An 18076-nucleotide genomic window follows, 5' to 3' on the forward strand; every position below is an offset into this window, starting at 1 on the left:
ACTTCATCGGAGACATCGCTCCGGCGAAGGTCATGCGTCCAAGCGCCGATCGCCCATCCGTGCAGTCGTTTGGGAACCGACCCTACCAGCGGTCCCGCTTACTCCTTCACCATCGCGTGGCCGCCGAACTGGTTGCGCAGCGCGGAGAGCATGCGGTCGCTGAAGGAATTCTTTTCGCGTGAGCGCAGGCGCTCCAGCAGCGACAGGGTGATCACCGGCGCGGACACGTCCAGGTCGATCGCTTCGGCCACGGTCCAGCGGCCTTCGCCGGAATCGGGCACGAACGGCGCGATGCCATCCAGCTGCGGGTTGCGGGCCAACGCGTCGGCACTCAGGTCCAGCAGCCAGGACCGCACCACGCTGCCGTGCTGCCAGGCCGCTGCGACCTGGCCCAGGTCGAGGTTGAACTCGGTCTTGCGCTGCATCAACGCGAAGCCTTCGGCGTAGGCCTGCATCATTCCGTACTCGATGCCGTTGTGGACCATCTTGCAGAAGTGCCCTGCCCCGCTGGGCCCCGCGTGGACCCAGCCGCGATCCTCGGCCGGGGCCAGGGTGCGGAAGATCGCACCGACGCGCTCGACGGCCGCGGCATCGCCACCGATCATCAGGCTGTAGCCTTCCTGCAGGCCCCACACGCCACCGCTGGTGCCGCAGTCGAGGTAGGTCACGTCTTCCTCGAGCAGCTGCGTGGCACGGCGCATCGAATCCTTGTAGTACGAGTTGCCGCCGTCGATCACTACGTCGCCCTCGGACAGGTGCGGCGACAACGCGGCCAGGGTCTGGTCGACCACCTCGCCGGCCGGCACCATCAGCCACACCACGCGCGGCACCGACAGCTTCGCCAGTGCTTCGGCCGCCGTTGCGCTCACTTCGAAGCCGCGCGCAGCGGCGCTGGTGCGGGCCGCTTCACCGGGGTCAACGCCGATCACGCGGTGGCCGCCGCGGTGCAGCCGCTCGGCCATGTTGGCGCCCATGCGCCCCAGTCCAATCATTGCAATTTCCATGACTCACCTTTGCTCGGGTTGCGAATACGTTGACGCTGCGGCGCACTGCTGGAGCTGTGTCTGGATCCAGCGGTGGTACAGCGTGGTATGCAGGTTGTGCAGGCCCAGCTCGAACGCGAACGGCGTGCGCGGATTGCGGTCGAGCAGGCGTGCAATGTGATAGCCCACCGGACGTATACCGCGTGGGTGCACATAAATCACGAACTCCCGGTAGAACGGATCGTCCAGCAGCGCGTCCAGTTCAGCCAGCAGCGGCTGCTGGTCGGCCGGCAGCGCGGCGCGCAGCACCGGGTCGCGCTCGGCCAGCAGCCGTTCGAAGCGACGCAGCCCGGGCCCCGGCATGCGCCCGGCCACCTCCCAGATGCGCCGGTTGATGCGGTCGTAGTAGGCAAAGCCCTCGTGCACGCGCAGCGCCTCGGCGGCTGCCTCGCCCACATCGACGATGACGAAGTTCTCGGCCTGGTTGTTGATGTCGTCCAGGTACACCGGATCGAACACATGCTCGATGAAGCCCGGCGCGCCTACGAACGCCTGGCGCCCGCGCCGCGAGGTCCGCACCGCCTTGCCGTCGGCGAAGAACTCGCCGGCGTGGTGGCCGAGCAGGATGCTGTCGGTGTCGTGCAGGGTCAGGAAGGTACCGATCGACAGTTCGCCGGGGGTGAACGCTGTATCGAACGCGGCATCGCCATAGAGCTCGCGCTGGGCGGCCAGCTGCGCCACCTGCCGGCCGACACCGCATTCGCTGCGCACCCGGCCGGCATAGAAGGCCTGCACGGCCGCGCTGTTGGACCCCTGCGGCTGGTAGCCGCGGCCGAAGCTGCGGAAGCCCTCCCAGCCCTGCGCGCGTGCACCGCCCGGGCCAAAGCCGATCCAGCCGAGCTGCAGCGCCGAAAAACGGTAACCGGGGTTGTCCTGCAGCCGCGTGGCGGCGCGGCGGGTGGCCTTGCCCAGCTCGAAGGCGTAGGCGCAGACGGTCGCCGGATCGTCCAGCAGGGTCTGCAGGAAGCGCTCGCGCTGCGCGGCGGGCCATGCACGCGGCAGCTGCACGCGCAGGTCGCCGGCCGCCTGCGCCTGGGGCAGGTCGGCCCGTTCGCAGACGGGGCCGCCGTGCACGCGCGGCGTGGCGATGTCGGCGTCCTGGAGCTGCCAGCCAAGGCGTTCGATCAGCGTCTGCACGCAGCTGCCCGGGTCGGTGCGCCCCTCCGCGACCGGAAGCAGGGCGATCATCGTTGCCAGCAGGACGCCCACGGCGCGCCATCTGCGCGATGGATGACGGCCCCTGCCCGGCATGCTCCGCGTCCGCTCAGTGCGCGTCGCCAGGGGTATCGCTGGCTGGAACCGCAGGCGGCGCCGGTGTGGGTGTGGCAGGCGGTACCGGGACCGATGCAGGAACCGGCGCCTGCTCCGGCTCGGGCACCGGGGTAACCGGCGGCGCGGGTGCCGGCGGAACCGGCGCGGCTGCCGGCTCGGGCGTGCTGGCCTTGGCTGCCGGCAGGTACTGCTGCAGGCGGGTGAAGAAGCGGCGGTAGAAGTCGCCGTCCTGCACGGTGCTGCTGGCCACCTTCACCAGCGAATCGTCATTGCTGCCGAACGGCAGCGACACCGACCCCAGCGCGCCCACACCCACGCTGGCCGAGGTGGGGCTCTTCTTCAACGCATAGCGGTCCTGCACGGCACTGATGAACACCAGTGCCTCGTCGCCGCGCGCCGCACATGAGACACGCAGCACCAGCTGCTCATGCTCATCCTCGCGTGGCTGGAAATTCTTGTTGCCTTCCACCGCGTCCGGATCGGCGCGGGCAATCGCGTAGCCCTGGCTCAGCAGCGTGCGCCGTGCCGCCTCGCAGGCCTGCGCCGGGGTGCCCGGCACGCTGCGCGAGTACATGTCGCCCGAATCGAAGGATTCACGCAGCAGCGTGCTGACGGCGGCACGGCCGCCGCAGGCGCTGAGGGTCACGGCCAGCAGGCTGGCCGCCAGTGCATGGGAAGGCCGCATGGGCGCTCCTGCAGGAGGGGATCGCCCCAGCATAGGCCCGGTGGCGTATGCGTGGGGTCTAAACGCAAAGGGCCGGCGTTTCCGCCGGCCCTCCGTTTTCCGTTGGTTCACCCGGTCAGTCGGCCCAGCGGCCTGCCGCGGTCGACTGCGGCAGCACCTGCGCCGACAGCGGGCGGTCTTCGGCCAGCAGGTTCACCGCATCGGCCAGGATCGCGGCCGACTCGCGCAGCAGCGGGTCCGGACGCTTCTCGGCCGCCTTCTCGCGGGCGGCATCCTTGACGATGTCGCGCTCGTTGCCGGTCAGGCCATCATCGTTGCTGTCATCGGCCAGCGGGTCCAGGTCCAGGCCCAGTTCCTTGCGGGTGGCCTGGCGCTGCTTGCGCTGGGTTTCCTGGCGCTCGCGCTCGGTGCGGCGCTCGGCCTCGTTGAGCGAGATGTACTTCTTGGCCGCTTCGGTGCGGAACTGCTCCACGTCCTCATTCCACCACTGGAACTCCTTGTCCGAGGCGATGCGCGAGGCATGCAGGGTTTCCAGCTTGGGCAGCAGCGGCCCAAAGTTGCCGTACTGGGTGTGCGGCACGGCGGCGATGCGGGTCCACGGCAGCGCGTTGTCGTAGGTGCTTTCACCGTACTCGGTGGCATCCACGCTGGCCGGGAAGGCCAGGTCCGGCACCACGCCCTTGTGCTGGGTGCTGCTGCCGCTGACGCGGAAGAACTGCGCGATGGTCAGCTTCACCTGGCCGAAGCGCTGGGCTTCGCCGCTCGGCCAACGGTCCAGGTCCACGATGTTCTGCACCGTGCCCTTGCCGAAAGTGGTTTCACCGATCACCAGCCCACGGCCGTAATCCTGGATGGCACCGGCGAAGATTTCCGAGGCCGAGGCCGAACCGCGGTTGATCAGCACGGCCAGCGGGCCGTCCCACGCCACCGCCTCGCTGCGGTCGTTGTTGACCGTGACCCGGCCACCGGATTCGCGCACCTGCACCACCGGGCCCTGTTCAATGAACAGGCCGGTGAGCTCGATCGCCTCATCCAGCGAACCGCCACCGTTGTTGCGCAGGTCCAGCACCACGCCATCGAGCTTGTCGTTCTTGAAGCCGGCGAGCAGCTTGGCCACATCGCGCGTGGCCGACGCGTAATCGGTCGCGTTGCGGCGGCGGCCTTCGAAGTCCTGGTAGAACGTGGGCAGCTTGATCACGCCGACCTTGCGCGCCGGCGCCCCATCCTTGGCCGGGATGGTCAGGGTTTCGCCCTTCGCGGCCTGCTCGGCCAGGCGCACCTTCTGCCGGGTCAGCACCAGCATGTGCGGCTTGCCGTCCACGCCTTCCTCGGCCGGAATGAATTCCAGCCGCACCTGGGTGTCCTTCTTGCCGCGGATCTTGGCCACCACGTCATCGATGCGCCAGCCGATCACATCCTCGACCGGACCCGACTTGCCCTGGCCCACGCCCACGATGCGGTCGCCCGGCTTGAGCGTGCCATTCACCGACGCCGGACCACCGGCGATGATCTCGCGGATCACCACCATGTCGTCCTGGCGCTGCAGCTGCGCGCCGATGCCTTCCAGCGACAGCGACATGGCCTGGTTGAAGTTCTCGGCCGTGCGCGGGGTGAAGTAATCGGTGTGCGGATCGACTGCGCTGGTATAGGAGTTGAGGAAGAACTGGAACACGTCCTCGCCCTTCAGCTCATTGACCGACTTTTCCAGCTGCGCATAGCGCTTGTCCAGCGTCTTGCGGATGTCGGCCGGCTGCTTGCCGGCCAGCTTCAGGCGCAGCCAATCGTTCTTGACCGACTTGCGCCACAGGTCATCGAGCTCGGCGCTGCTGGCCGCCCACGGCACGTCCTTGCGGTCGTACTCGAAGCGCTCATCGCTGCTGAAATCGAAATCCTGCTTGAGCAGCTTGCGCGCGTAACCCACCCGCTCGCCAACCCGCTGCTTGTACACCGCGAACACCTGGAACGCCGGCTCGAGCTCGCCGCCGCGGATGGCCGACGAAATGTTCGACTCGAACGGCGCGAACTTCGTGATGTCGGCCTGGGTGAAGAACTGCTTGCTGCCGTCCAGCGATTCCAGGTAACGCTTGAACACGTCCTTGGAGGTCGCCGCATCCAGCGCGCGCGGCCGGTACGCGTAGCGGCTGTCGGACAGCAGCCCGTACACCAGCTTGGAGGTCGTCACCTGGTCGGCCGTGGCCGCCGACGGCAGGGCCGGCGAATCAGCGTAGGCAGCCAGCGCCAGCGGCGCGGTCAGCGCCAGGGCCATCAGGAATGCGGGGGCTTTGAATTTCATCGACTTGCTCATGGCACCTTGCCAACGGGGAGACTGCGTGCGGATCAGACCACACGACAGTGCCGAAAGTTGCGGGGTTTGTCATCCACCGCGCCAGAACGCGGATTTCCAGCCTAAACGGCGGCCTGTATCAAATTGTGAATGACGCGGAATTGCCGCGTGGAAAGGGGTTTACGGGCGAAACCGCGCGGCGGCCTGAACCATTCGGCGGTCGGCAGGCATTCAGGCCCCCGGGAAGCCGTGACGGTCTTCGATCAGGTTCATCGCGAGCGTGGAGGGCCCCGCCGCGGCCGGCAGGCCCCTGTGCAAATGTCCCCCGGCGTCGGCCGGAGGCCGACACCTCCTCCTTTACTTTGCCAGGAGCCTGCCGGCCGCGACGGGGCTCGGCTTGCGGTTCGCGGTGGAAAAGCGGATGCCGGGGTGCCACGCCGGTGGGTCGAGTGCCGGGGCGGCATACCCTTGGAGGCGAAGTAAAGGAGGAGGTGTCGGCCTATGGCCGACGCCGGGGGACATTCGCCGGAAAGGGTATGCCGCCCCGGCGCTCGATTCACCGGCAGCCGCGTCTGACGGGAACTCAGGCGACGCCAGCGCCCTTGGCCTGCACATCGGCGTGGTACGAAGAACGCACCATCGGGCCGGAAGCCACGTGGCTGAAGCCCAGCTCGTAGCCGTAGACCTCCAGTTCCTTGTATTCCTCGGGCGTCCAGTAACGCAGCACCGGGTGGTGATGCGCCGTCGGCTGCAGGTACTGGCCGATGGTGATCATGTCCACGTCGTGCGCGCGCAGGTCGCGCATGGTCGCCCGCACCTGGTCCATCTCCTCGCCCAGGCCCAGCATGATGCCGGACTTGGTCGCGATCGACGGGTGCTGTGCCTTGAAGTTCTTCAGCAGCGTGAGCGACCACTGGTAATCCGCACCCGGGCGTACGTTTCGGTACAGGTCCGGCACGGTTTCGATGTTGTGGTTGAACACATCCGGCGGGTTGGTCGCCAGGATGTCCAGCGCCCGCTCCATGCGGCCCTTGCCGCGGAAGTCCGGCGTGAGCACTTCGATGCGCGTGTTCGGCGACTTGGCCCGGATCGCCCCGATGCAGTCGGCGAAGTGCTGGGCACCGCCGTCGCGCAGGTCGTCGCGATCCACGCTGGTCACCACCACGTACTTCAGGCCCATGTCCGCCACGGTCTGCGCCAGGCTGGCCGGCTCGCCCGCATCCGGCGGCTTCGGCCGGCCGTGGGCCACGTCGCAGAACGAGCAGCGCCGCGTGCAGACCTCGCCCAGGATCATGAACGTTGCCGTGCCGTGGCTGAAGCACTCGTGGATGTTGGGGCAGCTGGCTTCCTCGCAGACCGTCACCAGGCGGTTCTCGCGCAGCTTGGCCTTCAGCGTCTGCACCGCGTTGCCCGACGGGATCCGGACCCGGATCCACGACGGCTTGCGCAGCACCGGCGCGTCGGCGAACTGCACCGGCGAGCGGCCGATCTTGTCACCGCCCAGCTGTTTGACCCCGGCCTGCAACGGCGCGGCGGACGGCGTGTCGCCCTGCACGACCTGCAGGGGAATGATGCGAGCGGTGGTTTCAGTCATGGCCTTGGTCGGCGGCGCTCAGGCCGCGTCAGTCAGATCGGGCAGGTCCGTGGCAGGCTGGAGGTCCAACCCGAACTGGCGGGCCAGATGGCCCAGCAGTACCGGCTTGACGGCCGCCATGCCGGACGGTCCCCCCAAGTCTACCATCGAGGTGACCTGCAGCCCTTGGTAGCCGCAGGGATTGATGCGGTGGAACGGCTCCAGGTCCATCGCCACGTTGAAGGCCAGGCCGTGGAAGGTGCAGCCGCGGCGGACCCGGATGCCCAGCGCGGCCACCTTGGCCCCGCCCACATAGACCCCGGGCGCGCCGTCCAGCCGTTCAGCCCCGATATTCCATTCGTCCAGCGTATCGATGATTGCCTGCTCGATCCGGCACACGTAATCGCGCACCCCGATCCCCAGCCGGCGCAGCTGCAGCAGCGGATAGACCACGATCTGGCCCGGCCCGTGGTAGGTCACCTGGCCGCCACGGTCCACGTGCAGCACCGGGATATCGCCCGGAGCCAGCACGTGTTCGTCCTTGCCGGCCTGGCCCAGGGTGAACACCGGATCGTGCTCGACCACCCACAGTTCGTCCGGGGTGTCGTCCGTACGCGCATCGGTGAAACGCTGCATTGCATGCCAGACCGGCGCATAGGGCTGGCGGCCCAGGTCGCGCACGATCGCCGGCTGCGCCGGGCGTTGGCCCGGTGCAGCGCTGGAGTCGCAGCTGGTTACAGCGTCCACTTCACTTCCGGGTGGCCGCGCAGCGCCGTGTGGGCGAGGTCCAGCTGCTCACGGCTTTCGGCCATGAAGACCAGCTTCACGGACACGTATTTGCCGTTGGACGAGGTCTTCCAGGTGATGCGCTCTTTGAGCACCTGGATGCCGGCCACATGCAGCAGCTGCGGGAGTTCGTGCTCCAGACCGATGTTCGCCGAGCCCATGGCGCTGAGCTCGAATTGACCGGGGAACTGGAAGCCGTGTTCGGGATTGTCAGACTTGATTTCCATGACCGCGATTATGGGGACGGAAACGTCTGAACCCAAGACCTGCATGATCGTGCGCACAGCTGCGCCGAACGGTACGTGAAGATCGGCCTTCACGAACAAGACGCACCAGTGCGTGCGCGGCGCTGGTCATTGCATCACGCCCTGCATACCCTGCTCCCGCTTAAAAATGAATAAACCATCAGCGGGAACCTTATGCTTCTGAAGCGATTCGCGTTACCGGCCGCGCTTGCCGGTGTTCTTGCAGCAGCCGCGCCTGCAGTACAGGCAGCCGAACAATGCGGGCCCGACGCCATGCGCGAGCACCCGCCGCAGGTCAACTTCCGCGTCGACAACGATCTCTTCGGCGGCGCCGACCAGGACCAGGGCTACACCAACGGGGCGCAGATCACCTTCGTTTCGCCCAACCTGGTCGATTACACCGACGATCCGTGCCTGCCGAAGCTTGCGCGCTGGGTCAACCGCCATCTCGAACGCCTGGCCCCCGGCGAGTTCGAGCAGCAGAACATGATCTTCAGCTTCGCCCAGCAGATCTACACCCCCAAGGACTTCACCCGCCGCGACGTGATCGAGGACGACCGGCCGTATGCCGGCGTGCTGATCGGCAGCTTCGGCTACAACGCCCGTCGCGGCGACCGCCTGCAGACCACCCAGCTCGCGCTCGGCGTAGTCGGCCCGTGGGCGCTGGGCAAGGAAGTGCAGGACGCCGTGCATGACGCGCTGGGCGACGAGAAATTCCAGGGCTGGGACAACCAGCTGCACAACGAACCGGTGTTCATGCTCACCCACGAGCGCATGCGGCGCTGGGGCGATGCCGAAGACAACCTGGCCGGCTGGGGCTGGGATGCGATCAGCCACTACGGCGGCGCGGTCGGCAACCTGGCCACCCACCTCAACGCCGGCGGCGAAGTGCGCTTCGGCTGGAAGCTGCCGGACGATTTCGGCAGCACCCCGCTGCGCCCGGCCGGTGAAAACACCGCGCCTACCCGCGGCGGCAAGCCCACCGGGTGGTCGTTCCACCTGTTCGCCACCTCCGATGCGGCCTGGGTGATCCGGGACATCACCCTGGACGGCAACACCTTCCGCAACAGCCACAGCGTGGACAAGCGCAACTGGGTGGCCCAGGGCGGTTACGGCCTGGCGGTGATGTACAACCGCTGGAAGTTCGCCCTCGCCCGCTACCACAGCACCCGCGAGTTCGACCTGCAGGACCAGTCGCCGATCTATGGGTCCTTCACGATCAGCAGATCGCTATAGCGATCTGCGGGTAGGTGCCCACCGTTGGTGGGCACACCGAAAAGAAAAAAGACCGGCGCGAGCCGGTCTTTTTTTTGCATTTCCAGAACGAACCAGGAAACCGTTATTCCGATTCCCACCACATCCAGAAGCTGTCCCACAGGCGCTTGAAGAAGCCGGCTTCTTCCACGGCGGCCACGGCCACCAGCGGGGCCTGTGCCACCACCTTGCCATCCAGGGTCACCTTCAGCGTGCCGACCTGCTGGCCGGCCGTGAACGGCGCTTCCAGGGTCTTGGGCACGTCGATGCTCGGCTTGAGGTCGTTGTAGCGACCGCGCGGCACGCTCACCAGCAGCGGCTGGGCCACGCCCAGCTGCAGCGTGTCGGCCTTGCCCTTCCACACCTTGTGTTCGGCCACGGCCTTGCCCGGCTCGTACATGCGGTGCGTTTCGAAGAAGCGGAAGCCCCAGTTGAGCAGCGCCAGGCTGTCGTCGGCGCGCTGCTTCTCGGAGGCACCGCCCAGCACCACGGCGATCAGGCGCTGGTCGCCGCGCTGGGCCGAGCTCATCAGGCAGTAGCCCGCTTCGGAGGTGTGCCCGGTCTTGATGCCGTCCACGCTCTGGTCGCGCCACAGCAGCAGGTTGCGGTTGGGCTGGGTGATGTTGCCCACGGTGAATTCCTTCACCTTGTTGTAGGCGTAGGTTTCCGGGTAGTCGCGCACGAACGCGCGGCCCAGCAGCGCCAGGTCGTAGGCGGTGGTGCGGTGGCCTTCGGCGCTCAGGCCGTGGGCGTTGACGAAGTGCGAGTCCTTCATGCCGATCTTGGCGGCGTAGCTGTTCATCAGCGAGGCGAAGGCTTCTTCGCTGCCGGCCACGTGTTCGGCCAGCGCGATGGCGGCGTCGTTGCCCGACTGGATCGCCATGCCCTTTTCCATGTCTTCCAGGCGCGCGGTCTGGTTGACCGGGAAGCCGCTGTAGCTGCCGTCGGTGCCGGCGCCACCTTCGCGCCAGGCGCGCTCGCTCATCATCACCTGGTCGTCGGTACGGACCTTGCCGTTCTTCACTTCGGCGGCGACCACGTAGGAGGTCATCACCTTGGTGATGCTGGCCGGCGCCAGCTGTTCATTGATGTTCTCGCCGGCCAGCACCTGGCCGGTGGCGTAATCCATCAGCACCCAGGCCTTGGCCACGCTGGGCTTGGGCGCCGGCGGGGTGGCCACGGTAACGGGGGCGGCGGCGGAAGGAGCGGGTGCCGGGGCCGGGGTCGGCAGGGGGGTCTGGGCGGAGACCATGCCCACGAACAGGGTCGTGGCCATGGCAGCAGCGGCAAAGCGGAATTTCATCGGACAGCAAGCTCCAGGAGGGCGCCAAGGGGATTACAGGGGACGGCCATTGTAGGCCCATGGGGTGCCCGGACGCTGAAGCGCCCGGCGGGACGCATTCACTCTTTCACGATCTGCGGCGACCCGAATCCCAGACCGACAATGCGGCCGGCAAGTTCCGAGGCGCTGGCATGGTCGGCCGCCGGCACGCGCAGGCGCCACAGGGTACGACCACCGCTGACGATGTCGCTGATGCTGGCGCCGACGATGCCGGCCGAGGACAGCTGGCCCAAGGCCTTGGTGGCGTTCTCGCGGCTGGCGAAGCTGGCCACCTGCAGCAGCACGTTGCCGACCTGCTGCTGCAGCGAGGGGCTGGGCGCGGCGGCGACCGGGACCGGCGCAACGGCGGGGCGCGCAGCGGCGACCACCGGCGCGGCCGCAGGCAGCGCGCTCACCGTGACCGGACCGGCCTCCAGCGTTGCCGCCTGGGTCGCGGCAGGGGCCGGCAGCGCCCCGATCAGTTTGTCCATGTCGCTGGCGCGGCGTACCGCGGCCGGCGGCGTTGCGGCGGCCACGGTCGCAGCCGCCTCCGCCGCACGGCGCTCGCGGCGAGAGGGCTTATCGGCCAGCAGGTTGTCTTCGCCCGGGGTCAGCGCACGCACTTCCACGTTGCCCGTGCCGCGCTGGGTGATGCCCAGGCGCACGGCGGCGGCGTAGCTGAGGTCGATCACCCGGCCATCGTGGAACGGGCCGCGGTCGTTGACCCGCACGATCACCGATTCGCCGTTGTCCAGGTTGGTGACCCGCGCGAAGCTCGGCAGCGGCAGGGTCTTGTGCGCGGCGGTGAAGGCGTACATGTCATACACCTCGCGGTTGGAGGTGAGCCGGCCATGGAACTTGGCACCGTAGTAGGACGCCGTGCCCTTCTCGGCATAGCCCTTGGGCCGGTCCAGCACCTGGTAACTCTTGCCCAGCACCACGTAAGGCGATTTGTTGCCGATCGCCGAGCGCGGCAGGTCCACCACGTCCGGTTCGGGAATGCAGGCCACGTTGGGGATGTAAGTGGGGGTGCTGTCGTTGACACCCGGCTTGTACAGGCCGCCGGCGCGGTAATTGCCGCGCGTACTGGGATCTTCGGACGCGGCCTTGTACGGCGAACCTTCCGGGCAATGCGCCGGACGCCCGCCCTTGCCCTGCCCCTGCACCAGCGTGCCGGCGGGTTTGCCGGTGGTGCCACCGGCGCTGGCCGGCTTCCTGGGCGCACTGCTGCAGGCGGCCAGCGCCAGGATCAGCAGGCCGGGAACCGCCCATCTGCAGCGCGCGCGCATGTTCATGCCGGCGGCAGCTCCTGGCCGGCGATGGCCTGCGACAGCTGGTACACGGCCATCGCGTACATCTTGGACAGGTTGTAGCGGGTGATCGCGTAGTAGTTCTGGAAGCCCAGCCAGTACTGCTTGCCGGTGCTGCCTTCCAGCGTGATCGGAGTGGCGGTCAGCCCGGCCGGGACCGCTGCGCTGGGCTGGTAGCCGCGCTGGGCCAGGTCGGACAGGGTCCAGGTCGGGGTCCAGTCGGTGGGGTCGAACGGCGCGCGGCCGGCGGCCAGCGTGGCCGGCACCGCCACCGGGCCGCCGCGCACCCAGCCGCCCTTCTTGACGAAGTAATTGGCGATCGACGAGAACACATCATCGTAGCTGGTGAACAGATCGCGGCGACCATCGCCGTTGCCGTCCACGGCGAAATCCAGGTAGCTGGACGACATGAACTGGCCCATGCCCATTGCGCCGGCATAGCTGCCCTTGATGGCCAGGATGTCCAGCTTCTCGTCACGGCTCAGCGCGAACAGGCGCGCCAGCTCATCGCGGAAGAACAGTTCGCGGCGCACTTCGCGTTCCAGCTTGGCCGGGTCGCCGCTGCGCGGGTAATTGAAGGCCAGCGTGTACAGCGCATCGAGCACGCGGTAACTGCCGGTGTTGGCGCCGTAGCTGGTTTCCACGCCGATGATCGCCACGATCACCTCGGCCGGCACCCCGGTACGTTCCTGCACGCGCATCAGTTCATCGCGGTGCTGGGCCAGGAATTTCCTGCCGCCGTCGATCCGCGCCTGGCTGATGAACATCGGCCGGTACTCGTTCCACGGCTTGACCCGTTCGGCCGGGCGCGACATGGCGGCAATGATCGGATCACGCACCTGCGCCTGGGCCAGCGTGGCCTCGATCTGCGCGGCGGGAATGCCATAGCGGGCGGCGGTATCGCGCACGAAGTTGGCGCGTGCCACCTCGAACGGCACCGGGGTCAGGTCAACCGGCGGCGCGGTGGCCGCGGCCCCTTCCGGCGCGGCTTCGGCAGGCCCCTTGTGGGCAACCCCCGGCTTGTTGGGCGCACCCGACGCCTGTGGCGGCGGTGACGGGGAGTGCGGCTGGGTCGCGCAGGCAACCAAACCGAGCGTAAGCATGCAAGCCAAAGTGCGTCGAATCATCGCCGCAGGTTAGCAGGTCAAAGATGAAATAAAACCCCTAACACCATGAATCCCAACGCTTTGCCCGCCATTCGCGAGTTTCGTTAAGACCGCGTGTAAAGGTCGTCCGGTTGCGCCCCCATCCCCATGGGCGCAACCGGGCCACCGACCAGGTCGATACTGGCACGACGCGCTACTCCCCAGCGCAACGCCGCACCCCCTGTACCCGTTAGGTCAACTACGTCCCGCAGCGCCTTGCGCGTCGCTTGGCTCGATGCGCAGCTGCTTGCGGGCCGCCATTGTGCAGGCCGTTTACGACAAGTCCATTGATCCTGATCAAGCGCATTCATATTTGTGCGCTACATCTCACTTTACCGACGGGTTGTTGACGCCCTCTGCACCTACGCCGCCGATTTCAGCACATTCGTCACGCTCCAATAACGAATCTGCGCAAGATCCCGTCCCGACTTGCCGATCTTTTGACGGTCAGCTGTAGCCGCCGTGCACCGGGTTGTGGCTGCGTGCGGCCATGACCAGCCCGAACCCGGCCAGCAGCGATACCGCCGAGGTGCCGCCGTAGCTGATCAGCGGCATCGGCACGCCCACCACCGGCAGCAGGCCGGAGATCATGCCGCCGTTGACCAGCACGTAGACGAAGAAGGCCAGGCCGGTGGCGCCGGCCAACAGGCGCGAATAGGAGTCGCGCGACTGCGAGGCGATCCACAGGCAGCGCCCGATCACCACCAGGTACAGGAACAGCACCAGCGCCACGCCGATCCAGCCGAATTCCTCGCTGAGCACGGAGAAGGCAAAGTCGGTGGTCTGTTCGGGAATGAAGTTCAGGTGCGACTGCGAGCCCTGCCCCCAGCCCTTGCCGTCGAAACCGCCCGAACCAATGGCGATCTTGGACTGGATGATGTTCCAGCCGGCACCCAGCGCATCCATCTCCGGGTCCAGGAACATCATGATGCGGTCCTTCTGGTACGGCCGCAGCAGCCAGATCCAGGCCACCGGCGCGGCAGCCGCCACGCCGCCCACCGCCACGCCCACCCACCACCACGGCAGGCCGGCCAGCAGCAGCACGAACGCACCGCTGGCGGCGATCAGCACGCCGGTACCGAAGTCCGGCTGCAGCATCACCAGCCCGGTGGGCACGCCGATGATCACCGCACTGACCATCACCGTGGAGAAACGCGGCGGCAACGGCATGCGGTGCAGGTACCAGGCCACCATCATCGGCAGGCTGACCTTGAGCAGCTCGGCCGGCTGCAGGTAGAACAGTTTCAGGTCCAGCCACTGGCGGCCGTACTTGCCGGTGCCGAGCACGAACACGGCCAGCAGCGGAATCATCGACACCGCGTAGATCAGCGGGGTGGCCGAGCGGATGCGCAGGATCGGCATGCGCGAAATCGCCCACATCGCGCCCAGCCCGACCACGAAGCGCGCGCCCTGGGCGAACACCAGCGAATCGCCGCCGGCGCTCTTGAGCACGGCAAGGCCGATCAGCATCAGCGCGCCCAACGCCAGGCACAGCACCCAGTCCAGGGTGCTGCAGAAGCGCACCACCATGTCGCTGGCCCAGCGCAGGAAATCCTTCATCGGCTGCGCTCCGGCGGGGCGGGGGCTTGGGCGGCCGGCGCCAGCGGCGCGCCGGGTGCAGGTGCGGGCGCGGGAACCGGTTCGGGCAGGCCGACCAGCACCGGCAGCGATTCCAGCACGGCGGCAGCGGCATCGCCGGCCTCGCGTGCGGCGCTGTCGCCTTCGAATGCGGTGATGCCGATCGCGGTGGTGCCGCGCAGGCTGTCCAGCGGCTCCATCCCTTCAGGCATCTTGCCCAGCAGCCACGCGTCGAACAGCTTACGCGCGATCGGTGCGGCCGCCGAACCGCCGTAACCGCCGCCTTCGACGGCAATGGCCAGCACGATCACCGGGTTCTCGGCCGGGGCAAAGCCCACGAACAGCGAGCGGTGGCGCAGGTGCATCGGCAGGCTCTTGGGGTTCACCGCCGCGGTGCCGCGCCGGCTGATCACCTGCGCGGTGCCGGTCTTGCCGGCAATGGTGTACGGCGCGCCGGCGGCCGCGCGCGCGCCGCTGCCGCCCGGGCGCATGGTGCCCATCATGCCTTCGCGCACGGCCTGCAGGTTGCCCGGGCTGGGGCTGACCGGCTTGCTCGTGCCGGCCGGCGTGGCTACCCAGTCCGCGTCGAAGCTCGCGCGCTGCTGCATCACCAGGTGCGGGGTGCGCAGCTGGCCGTCGGCAATGCCGCCCACGCCGTGCACCAGCTGCAGCGGGGTGACCTTCCAGTCGCCCTGGCCGATGCTGACGTTGACGGTATCGCCGGGATACCAGCGTTCCTTGCGCGCCTTGTACTTGTTCTGCGGCGAGGGCAGGATGCCGCCGATCTCGCCGGTGAGGTCGATGCCGGTGGGTTCGCCGAAGCCGTAGTAACCCATGTAGTGGTCGAAGCGCTCGATGCCCAGGTCCAGCGCCAGCTTGTAGTAATAGGTGTTGACCGACTGGGTGATCGACTTGCGCAGGTCGGTCCAGCCATGGCCGCCACGGTTGGCGTCACCCCAGCCACGCGAGGTGCCCGGCAGGTAGAACATGCCGGTGGAGAGGATCTTGTCCTCGGGCTTTCGCACGCCGCTGTCCAGGCCGGCCAGGCCGATCAGCGGCTTGATCGTCGAACCCGGCGCCACGCCACCCAGCACCAGGCGGTTGAACTGCGGGCGCGAGGGGTTGTCATTGAGGGCCTTGAAGTCGGCATGCGAGATGCCGTTGACGAACAGATTCGGGTCGTACGACGGCAGGCTGACCATGGCCAGGATCTCGCCGGTGCGCGGATCCATCGCCACGGCGGCGCCGTCGAAATCGCCGAAGGCCGCCACCATGGCGCGCTGCAGGTCGGCATCGATGGACAGGCGCAGGTCGTTGCCGGACTGCGCGGGGACCCGGCCGATGGTGCGGATGGCCCGGCCCTGCACGTTGGTTTCAACCTGTTCGTAGCCGACCTTGCCGCGCAGCTGCTGCTCGTAATAGCGCTCCAGCCCGGACTTGCCGATATGGGTCAGCGCCGCATTGCCCTCGCCCAGCGTTTCCAGGTCCTTGTCATCGACCCGGCCAACGTAGCCGATGATGTGCGCGAACAGGTCGCCGTACGGGTAGCGGCGGGTCAGGTAGGGTTCCAGCTCCACGCCGGGATAGCGCCAGCGGTCCACCGCGAAACGCGCCATTTCCTCGTCGGTGACGCGCAGCTTGAGCGTCACCGGCAGGAAGCTGCGGCGCGCCTTGCGCGACTTGTTGAAGGTTTCCAGGTCTTCCGGGGTGATGCTCAGGATCTTCGCCAACCCGGCCAGGGTGGCATCCATGTCCTTGACCTTGTCCGGGGTGATGTCCAGCCGGAACGCGGGCACGTTCTCGGCCAGCAGCCGCCCGTTGCGGTCATAGATCATGCCGCGCCCGGGAACCACCGGCCGCGGCTTGATGCGGTTGGCTTCCGAGCGCGTGGCGTAGGTGTCGTGGTCCAGCACCTGCAGCTTGAAGTACCAGCCGCCCAGCCCGACCAGGCAGACCAGCACGCCGAGGAAGCCCAGCGCGGCGCGGCGCCGGAACTGTTCGGCTTCGGCGCGCGGATTCTTGGCCTGGCGGCGCACGTACATGTCAGCGCCCGCGACGTCCGAAGCGGACGGCGTCGAGCAGCACGAACACCAGCGGCCACAGCCCCATGCCCAGCAGCGGCGCCCACCAGTACGACCACGGCAGGGTCGGCTCGCCCACGGCGATGTGGACCACGGCGCTGACGATGCGGTCGTTGAACAGCAGCCCGCCGATGGCCAGCACCTGCTGGGACATCGGGAAGAAGCGGATGCGCGCACGGAAGCGCTGCAGGATGAAGGTGAGCATCACCAGCCGCAGCGCCTGTTCGCCCAGCACGCCGCCGTAGAGCAGGTCGGCGATCACGCCGCAGCTGAAGGCCACGCCCAGCCCGACCCGGTCCGGCGCTTCGATCACCCAGTACGCCAGCACCAGCGCCAGCCAGTACGGGCGCAGCGGCTGCAGCAGCGCCGGCAACGGCAGCAGGCCGAGCAGCAGTGCCAGCACGATGCTGACCGGGAGCACCCAGGGTTTGTCGCGCAGGCGGCTCATGGGGTGGGCCCCGTCGGGGATGGCTGGGGTGCGGGTTGGGTCGGTTGCGGTTGGGTCTGCGTGGGCCGACCAACGGTGGGCGCTACCTGTGCCGAATCAACCGGTGTCGCCGGCGCCGAAGGCGCGGGAGCCACCGCGGGTCCGCCGGCGGCTTCGGACAGTTGCAGGTTCGGCGGCACCCGGATTGCTGCGCCTGGGCGCAGCAACAGGACGTCGCGGCCGCGGTCGAGCTGGGCGGCGGGCTTGAGTTCGCCGACCAGGAAGGCATGGGTGTCGTCGGGGCGCAGGGCGGTGATCCTGCCTACCGGGAAGCCGGCCGGGAAACGGCCGCCCAGGCCGGAGGTGACGATCTCGTCGCCCACTTCCACCCCCGCGCTGAGCGGGATGTCGCGCAGTTCCAGGGTATCGCCGCGCCCGTAGACGATCAGGCGCACGCCGTTGCGGGCCACGGTGACCGGCACCGCGTGGTCCGGGTCGGTCAGCAGCAGTACGGTGGCATTGCTGCCGGTGGTGGCGATCACCTGCCCCATCAGGCCGCCGGCGTCGATCACCGCCTGCCCCATGTGCACGCCATCGCGGGTACCGGCGGCCAGCACCAGGCGCTGCCGGACCGGGTCCAGGTCGATGTCCAGGATCGGCGCCAGCTGCACGTCCAGCCCGCTGCGCTCGGCCACGTTGAGCAGTTCGCGCAGCTGCGCGTTGTCCAGCGCGGCGGTCTGCAGCCGGGTCAGGCGCGCGTTGGCGATCAGCAGCTGGTTGCGCAGCTCGCGGTTTTCATCGACCAGCTGGCCGTGGCTGGCCGCATTGTCCTTGACCTGGGTGCCGAGGCGGCCCGGCAGGCCGGCCAGCGCCCACACCGGCTGCACCAGCACGTTGGCCTGGGCGCGCGCGCGCGCCAGCCAGCCGGCCTGGTCGTCGAGCACGATCAGGGTGATGGCCAGGGCCAGGTAGGCGAGCAGCCGCAGTGGGCTGCTGGCATCACCCTGGCGGGAGGCTACGGGAGGACCGGCGTAGGGCGGCACGACTGGCTTCGACTGGACAAGATGGAAAG

Annotated in this window: 15 protein-coding genes; 1 reads left to right on the forward strand and 14 read right to left on the reverse strand. The window is 68.1% G+C overall.

The genetic code is table 11. The features are described from left to right. Window positions 1-98 precede the first annotated feature (98 nt). The 7 genes from gnd to NMB40_RS15105 all read right to left on the reverse strand — a co-directional run bounded on the left by gnd (window position 99) and on the right by NMB40_RS15105 (window position 7870). Window positions 99-1004, reverse strand: a complete 906-nt coding sequence (gene gnd / locus NMB40_RS15075) for a phosphogluconate dehydrogenase (NAD(+)-dependent, decarboxylating) (protein WP_282247449.1) — start codon at window positions 1002-1004, stop codon at window positions 99-101. A 3-nt stretch (window positions 1005-1007) separates the two neighbouring features. Beyond that, window positions 1008-2294, reverse strand: coding sequence for a hypothetical protein (locus NMB40_RS15080; RefSeq protein WP_494358943.1), 1287 nt, complete (start codon window positions 2292-2294; stop codon window positions 1008-1010). A gap of 13 nt (window positions 2295-2307) precedes the next feature. After that, window positions 2308-3000 carry a DUF2242 domain-containing protein gene (locus tag NMB40_RS15085; RefSeq protein WP_494358944.1) on the reverse strand — a complete coding sequence of 231 codons (693 nt, stop codon included), beginning with the start codon at window positions 2998-3000 and terminating at the stop codon, window positions 2308-2310. Between the two features lie 115 nt (window positions 3001-3115). Beyond that, window positions 3116-5293, reverse strand: a complete 2178-nt coding sequence (locus NMB40_RS15090) for a carboxy terminal-processing peptidase (protein ID WP_282247446.1) — start codon at window positions 5291-5293, stop codon at window positions 3116-3118. A 574-nt stretch (window positions 5294-5867) separates the two neighbouring features. Further along, a complete protein-coding gene (gene lipA / locus NMB40_RS15095; RefSeq protein ID WP_282248392.1) occupies window positions 5868-6878 on the reverse strand; it encodes a lipoyl synthase in 1011 nt (336 codons plus the stop codon). Between the two features lie 18 nt (window positions 6879-6896). Then, a complete protein-coding gene (gene lipB / locus NMB40_RS15100; RefSeq protein WP_282248393.1) occupies window positions 6897-7604 on the reverse strand; it encodes a lipoyl(octanoyl) transferase LipB in 708 nt (235 codons plus the stop codon). Further along, a complete protein-coding gene (locus NMB40_RS15105; protein ID WP_282248394.1) occupies window positions 7592-7870 on the reverse strand; it encodes a DUF493 family protein in 279 nt (92 codons plus the stop codon). Before NMB40_RS15105 ends, lipB begins: the two co-directional genes overlap by 13 nt. A gap of 192 nt (window positions 7871-8062) precedes the next feature. On the opposite strand from NMB40_RS15105, the gene NMB40_RS15110 reads away from it, so the two are divergent. After that, window positions 8063-9124 (forward strand): lipid A deacylase LpxR family protein, encoded by a 1062-nt coding sequence (locus NMB40_RS15110; RefSeq protein ID WP_448143583.1) that lies wholly within the window; start codon window positions 8063-8065, stop codon window positions 9122-9124. Window positions 9125-9227: 103 nt separating this feature from the next. Here NMB40_RS15110 and NMB40_RS15115 read toward each other — a convergent pair whose 3' ends face one another. The 7 genes from NMB40_RS15115 to mreC form a co-directional block, all read right to left on the reverse strand. Beyond that, window positions 9228-10445, reverse strand: coding sequence for a D-alanyl-D-alanine carboxypeptidase family protein (locus NMB40_RS15115; RefSeq protein WP_494358945.1), 1218 nt, complete (start codon window positions 10443-10445; stop codon window positions 9228-9230). A gap of 98 nt (window positions 10446-10543) precedes the next feature. Next, the gene (locus NMB40_RS15120; protein ID WP_494358946.1) at window positions 10544-11758 is read right to left on the reverse strand and encodes a septal ring lytic transglycosylase RlpA family protein; all 1215 of its coding nucleotides are present in this window, start codon (window positions 11756-11758) and stop codon (window positions 10544-10546) included. Next, a complete protein-coding gene (gene mltB, locus NMB40_RS15125; protein WP_494358947.1) occupies window positions 11755-12900 on the reverse strand; it encodes a lytic murein transglycosylase B in 1146 nt (381 codons plus the stop codon). The genes NMB40_RS15120 and mltB overlap by 4 nt, the downstream gene beginning before the upstream one ends. A 465-nt stretch (window positions 12901-13365) precedes the next feature. Beyond that, window positions 13366-14478, reverse strand: coding sequence for a rod shape-determining protein RodA (rodA, locus tag NMB40_RS15130; protein WP_282247215.1), 1113 nt, complete (start codon window positions 14476-14478; stop codon window positions 13366-13368). Next, window positions 14475-16538: a penicillin-binding protein 2 gene (gene mrdA / locus NMB40_RS15135; RefSeq protein ID WP_494358948.1), complete on the reverse strand. Its 2064-nt coding sequence runs from the start codon at window positions 16536-16538 to the stop codon at window positions 14475-14477. The genes rodA and mrdA overlap by 4 nt, the downstream gene beginning before the upstream one ends. A gap of 1 nt (window position 16539) precedes the next feature. Then, window positions 16540-17025, reverse strand: coding sequence for a rod shape-determining protein MreD (mreD, locus tag NMB40_RS15140; RefSeq protein WP_282247217.1), 486 nt, complete (start codon window positions 17023-17025; stop codon window positions 16540-16542). Next, complete coding sequence (mreC, locus tag NMB40_RS15145; protein WP_494358949.1) at window positions 17022-18047, reverse strand: rod shape-determining protein MreC; 1026 nt, start codon at window positions 18045-18047, stop codon at window positions 17022-17024. The genes mreD and mreC overlap by 4 nt, the downstream gene beginning before the upstream one ends. Between the last annotated feature and the right edge of the window lie 29 nt (window positions 18048-18076).

Source organism: Stenotrophomonas sp. FBCC-B152, assembly GCF_059134105.1.

Bases quoted from the DNA above. Each gene is read 5' to 3' on its own strand.
- gnd (WP_282247449.1), bottom strand. From the start codon at position 1,004: ATGGAAATTGCAATGATTGGACTGGGGCGCATGGGCGCCAACATGGCC.
- NMB40_RS15080 (WP_494358943.1), bottom strand. From the start codon at position 2,294: ATGCCGGGCAGGGGCCGTCATCCATCGCGCAGATGGCGCGCCGTGGGC.
- NMB40_RS15085 (WP_494358944.1), bottom strand. From the start codon at position 3,000: ATGCGGCCTTCCCATGCACTGGCGGCCAGCCTGCTGGCCGTGACCCTC.
- NMB40_RS15090 (WP_282247446.1), bottom strand. From the start codon at position 5,293: ATGAAATTCAAAGCCCCCGCATTCCTGATGGCCCTGGCGCTGACCGCG.
- lipA (WP_282248392.1), bottom strand. From the start codon at position 6,878: ATGACTGAAACCACCGCTCGCATCATTCCCCTGCAGGTCGTGCAGGGC.
- NMB40_RS15105 (WP_282248394.1), bottom strand. From the start codon at position 7,870: ATGGAAATCAAGTCTGACAATCCCGAACACGGCTTCCAGTTCCCCGGT.
- NMB40_RS15110 (WP_448143583.1), top strand. From the start codon at position 8,063: ATGCTTCTGAAGCGATTCGCGTTACCGGCCGCGCTTGCCGGTGTTCTT.
- NMB40_RS15115 (WP_494358945.1), bottom strand. From the start codon at position 10,445: ATGAAATTCCGCTTTGCCGCTGCTGCCATGGCCACGACCCTGTTCGTG.
- NMB40_RS15120 (WP_494358946.1), bottom strand. From the start codon at position 11,758: ATGAACATGCGCGCGCGCTGCAGATGGGCGGTTCCCGGCCTGCTGATC.
- mltB (WP_494358947.1), bottom strand. From the start codon at position 12,900: ATGATTCGACGCACTTTGGCTTGCATGCTTACGCTCGGTTTGGTTGCC.
- rodA (WP_282247215.1), bottom strand. From the start codon at position 14,478: ATGAAGGATTTCCTGCGCTGGGCCAGCGACATGGTGGTGCGCTTCTGC.
- mrdA (WP_494358948.1), bottom strand. From the start codon at position 16,538: ATGTACGTGCGCCGCCAGGCCAAGAATCCGCGCGCCGAAGCCGAACAG.
- mreD (WP_282247217.1), bottom strand. From the start codon at position 17,025: ATGAGCCGCCTGCGCGACAAACCCTGGGTGCTCCCGGTCAGCATCGTG.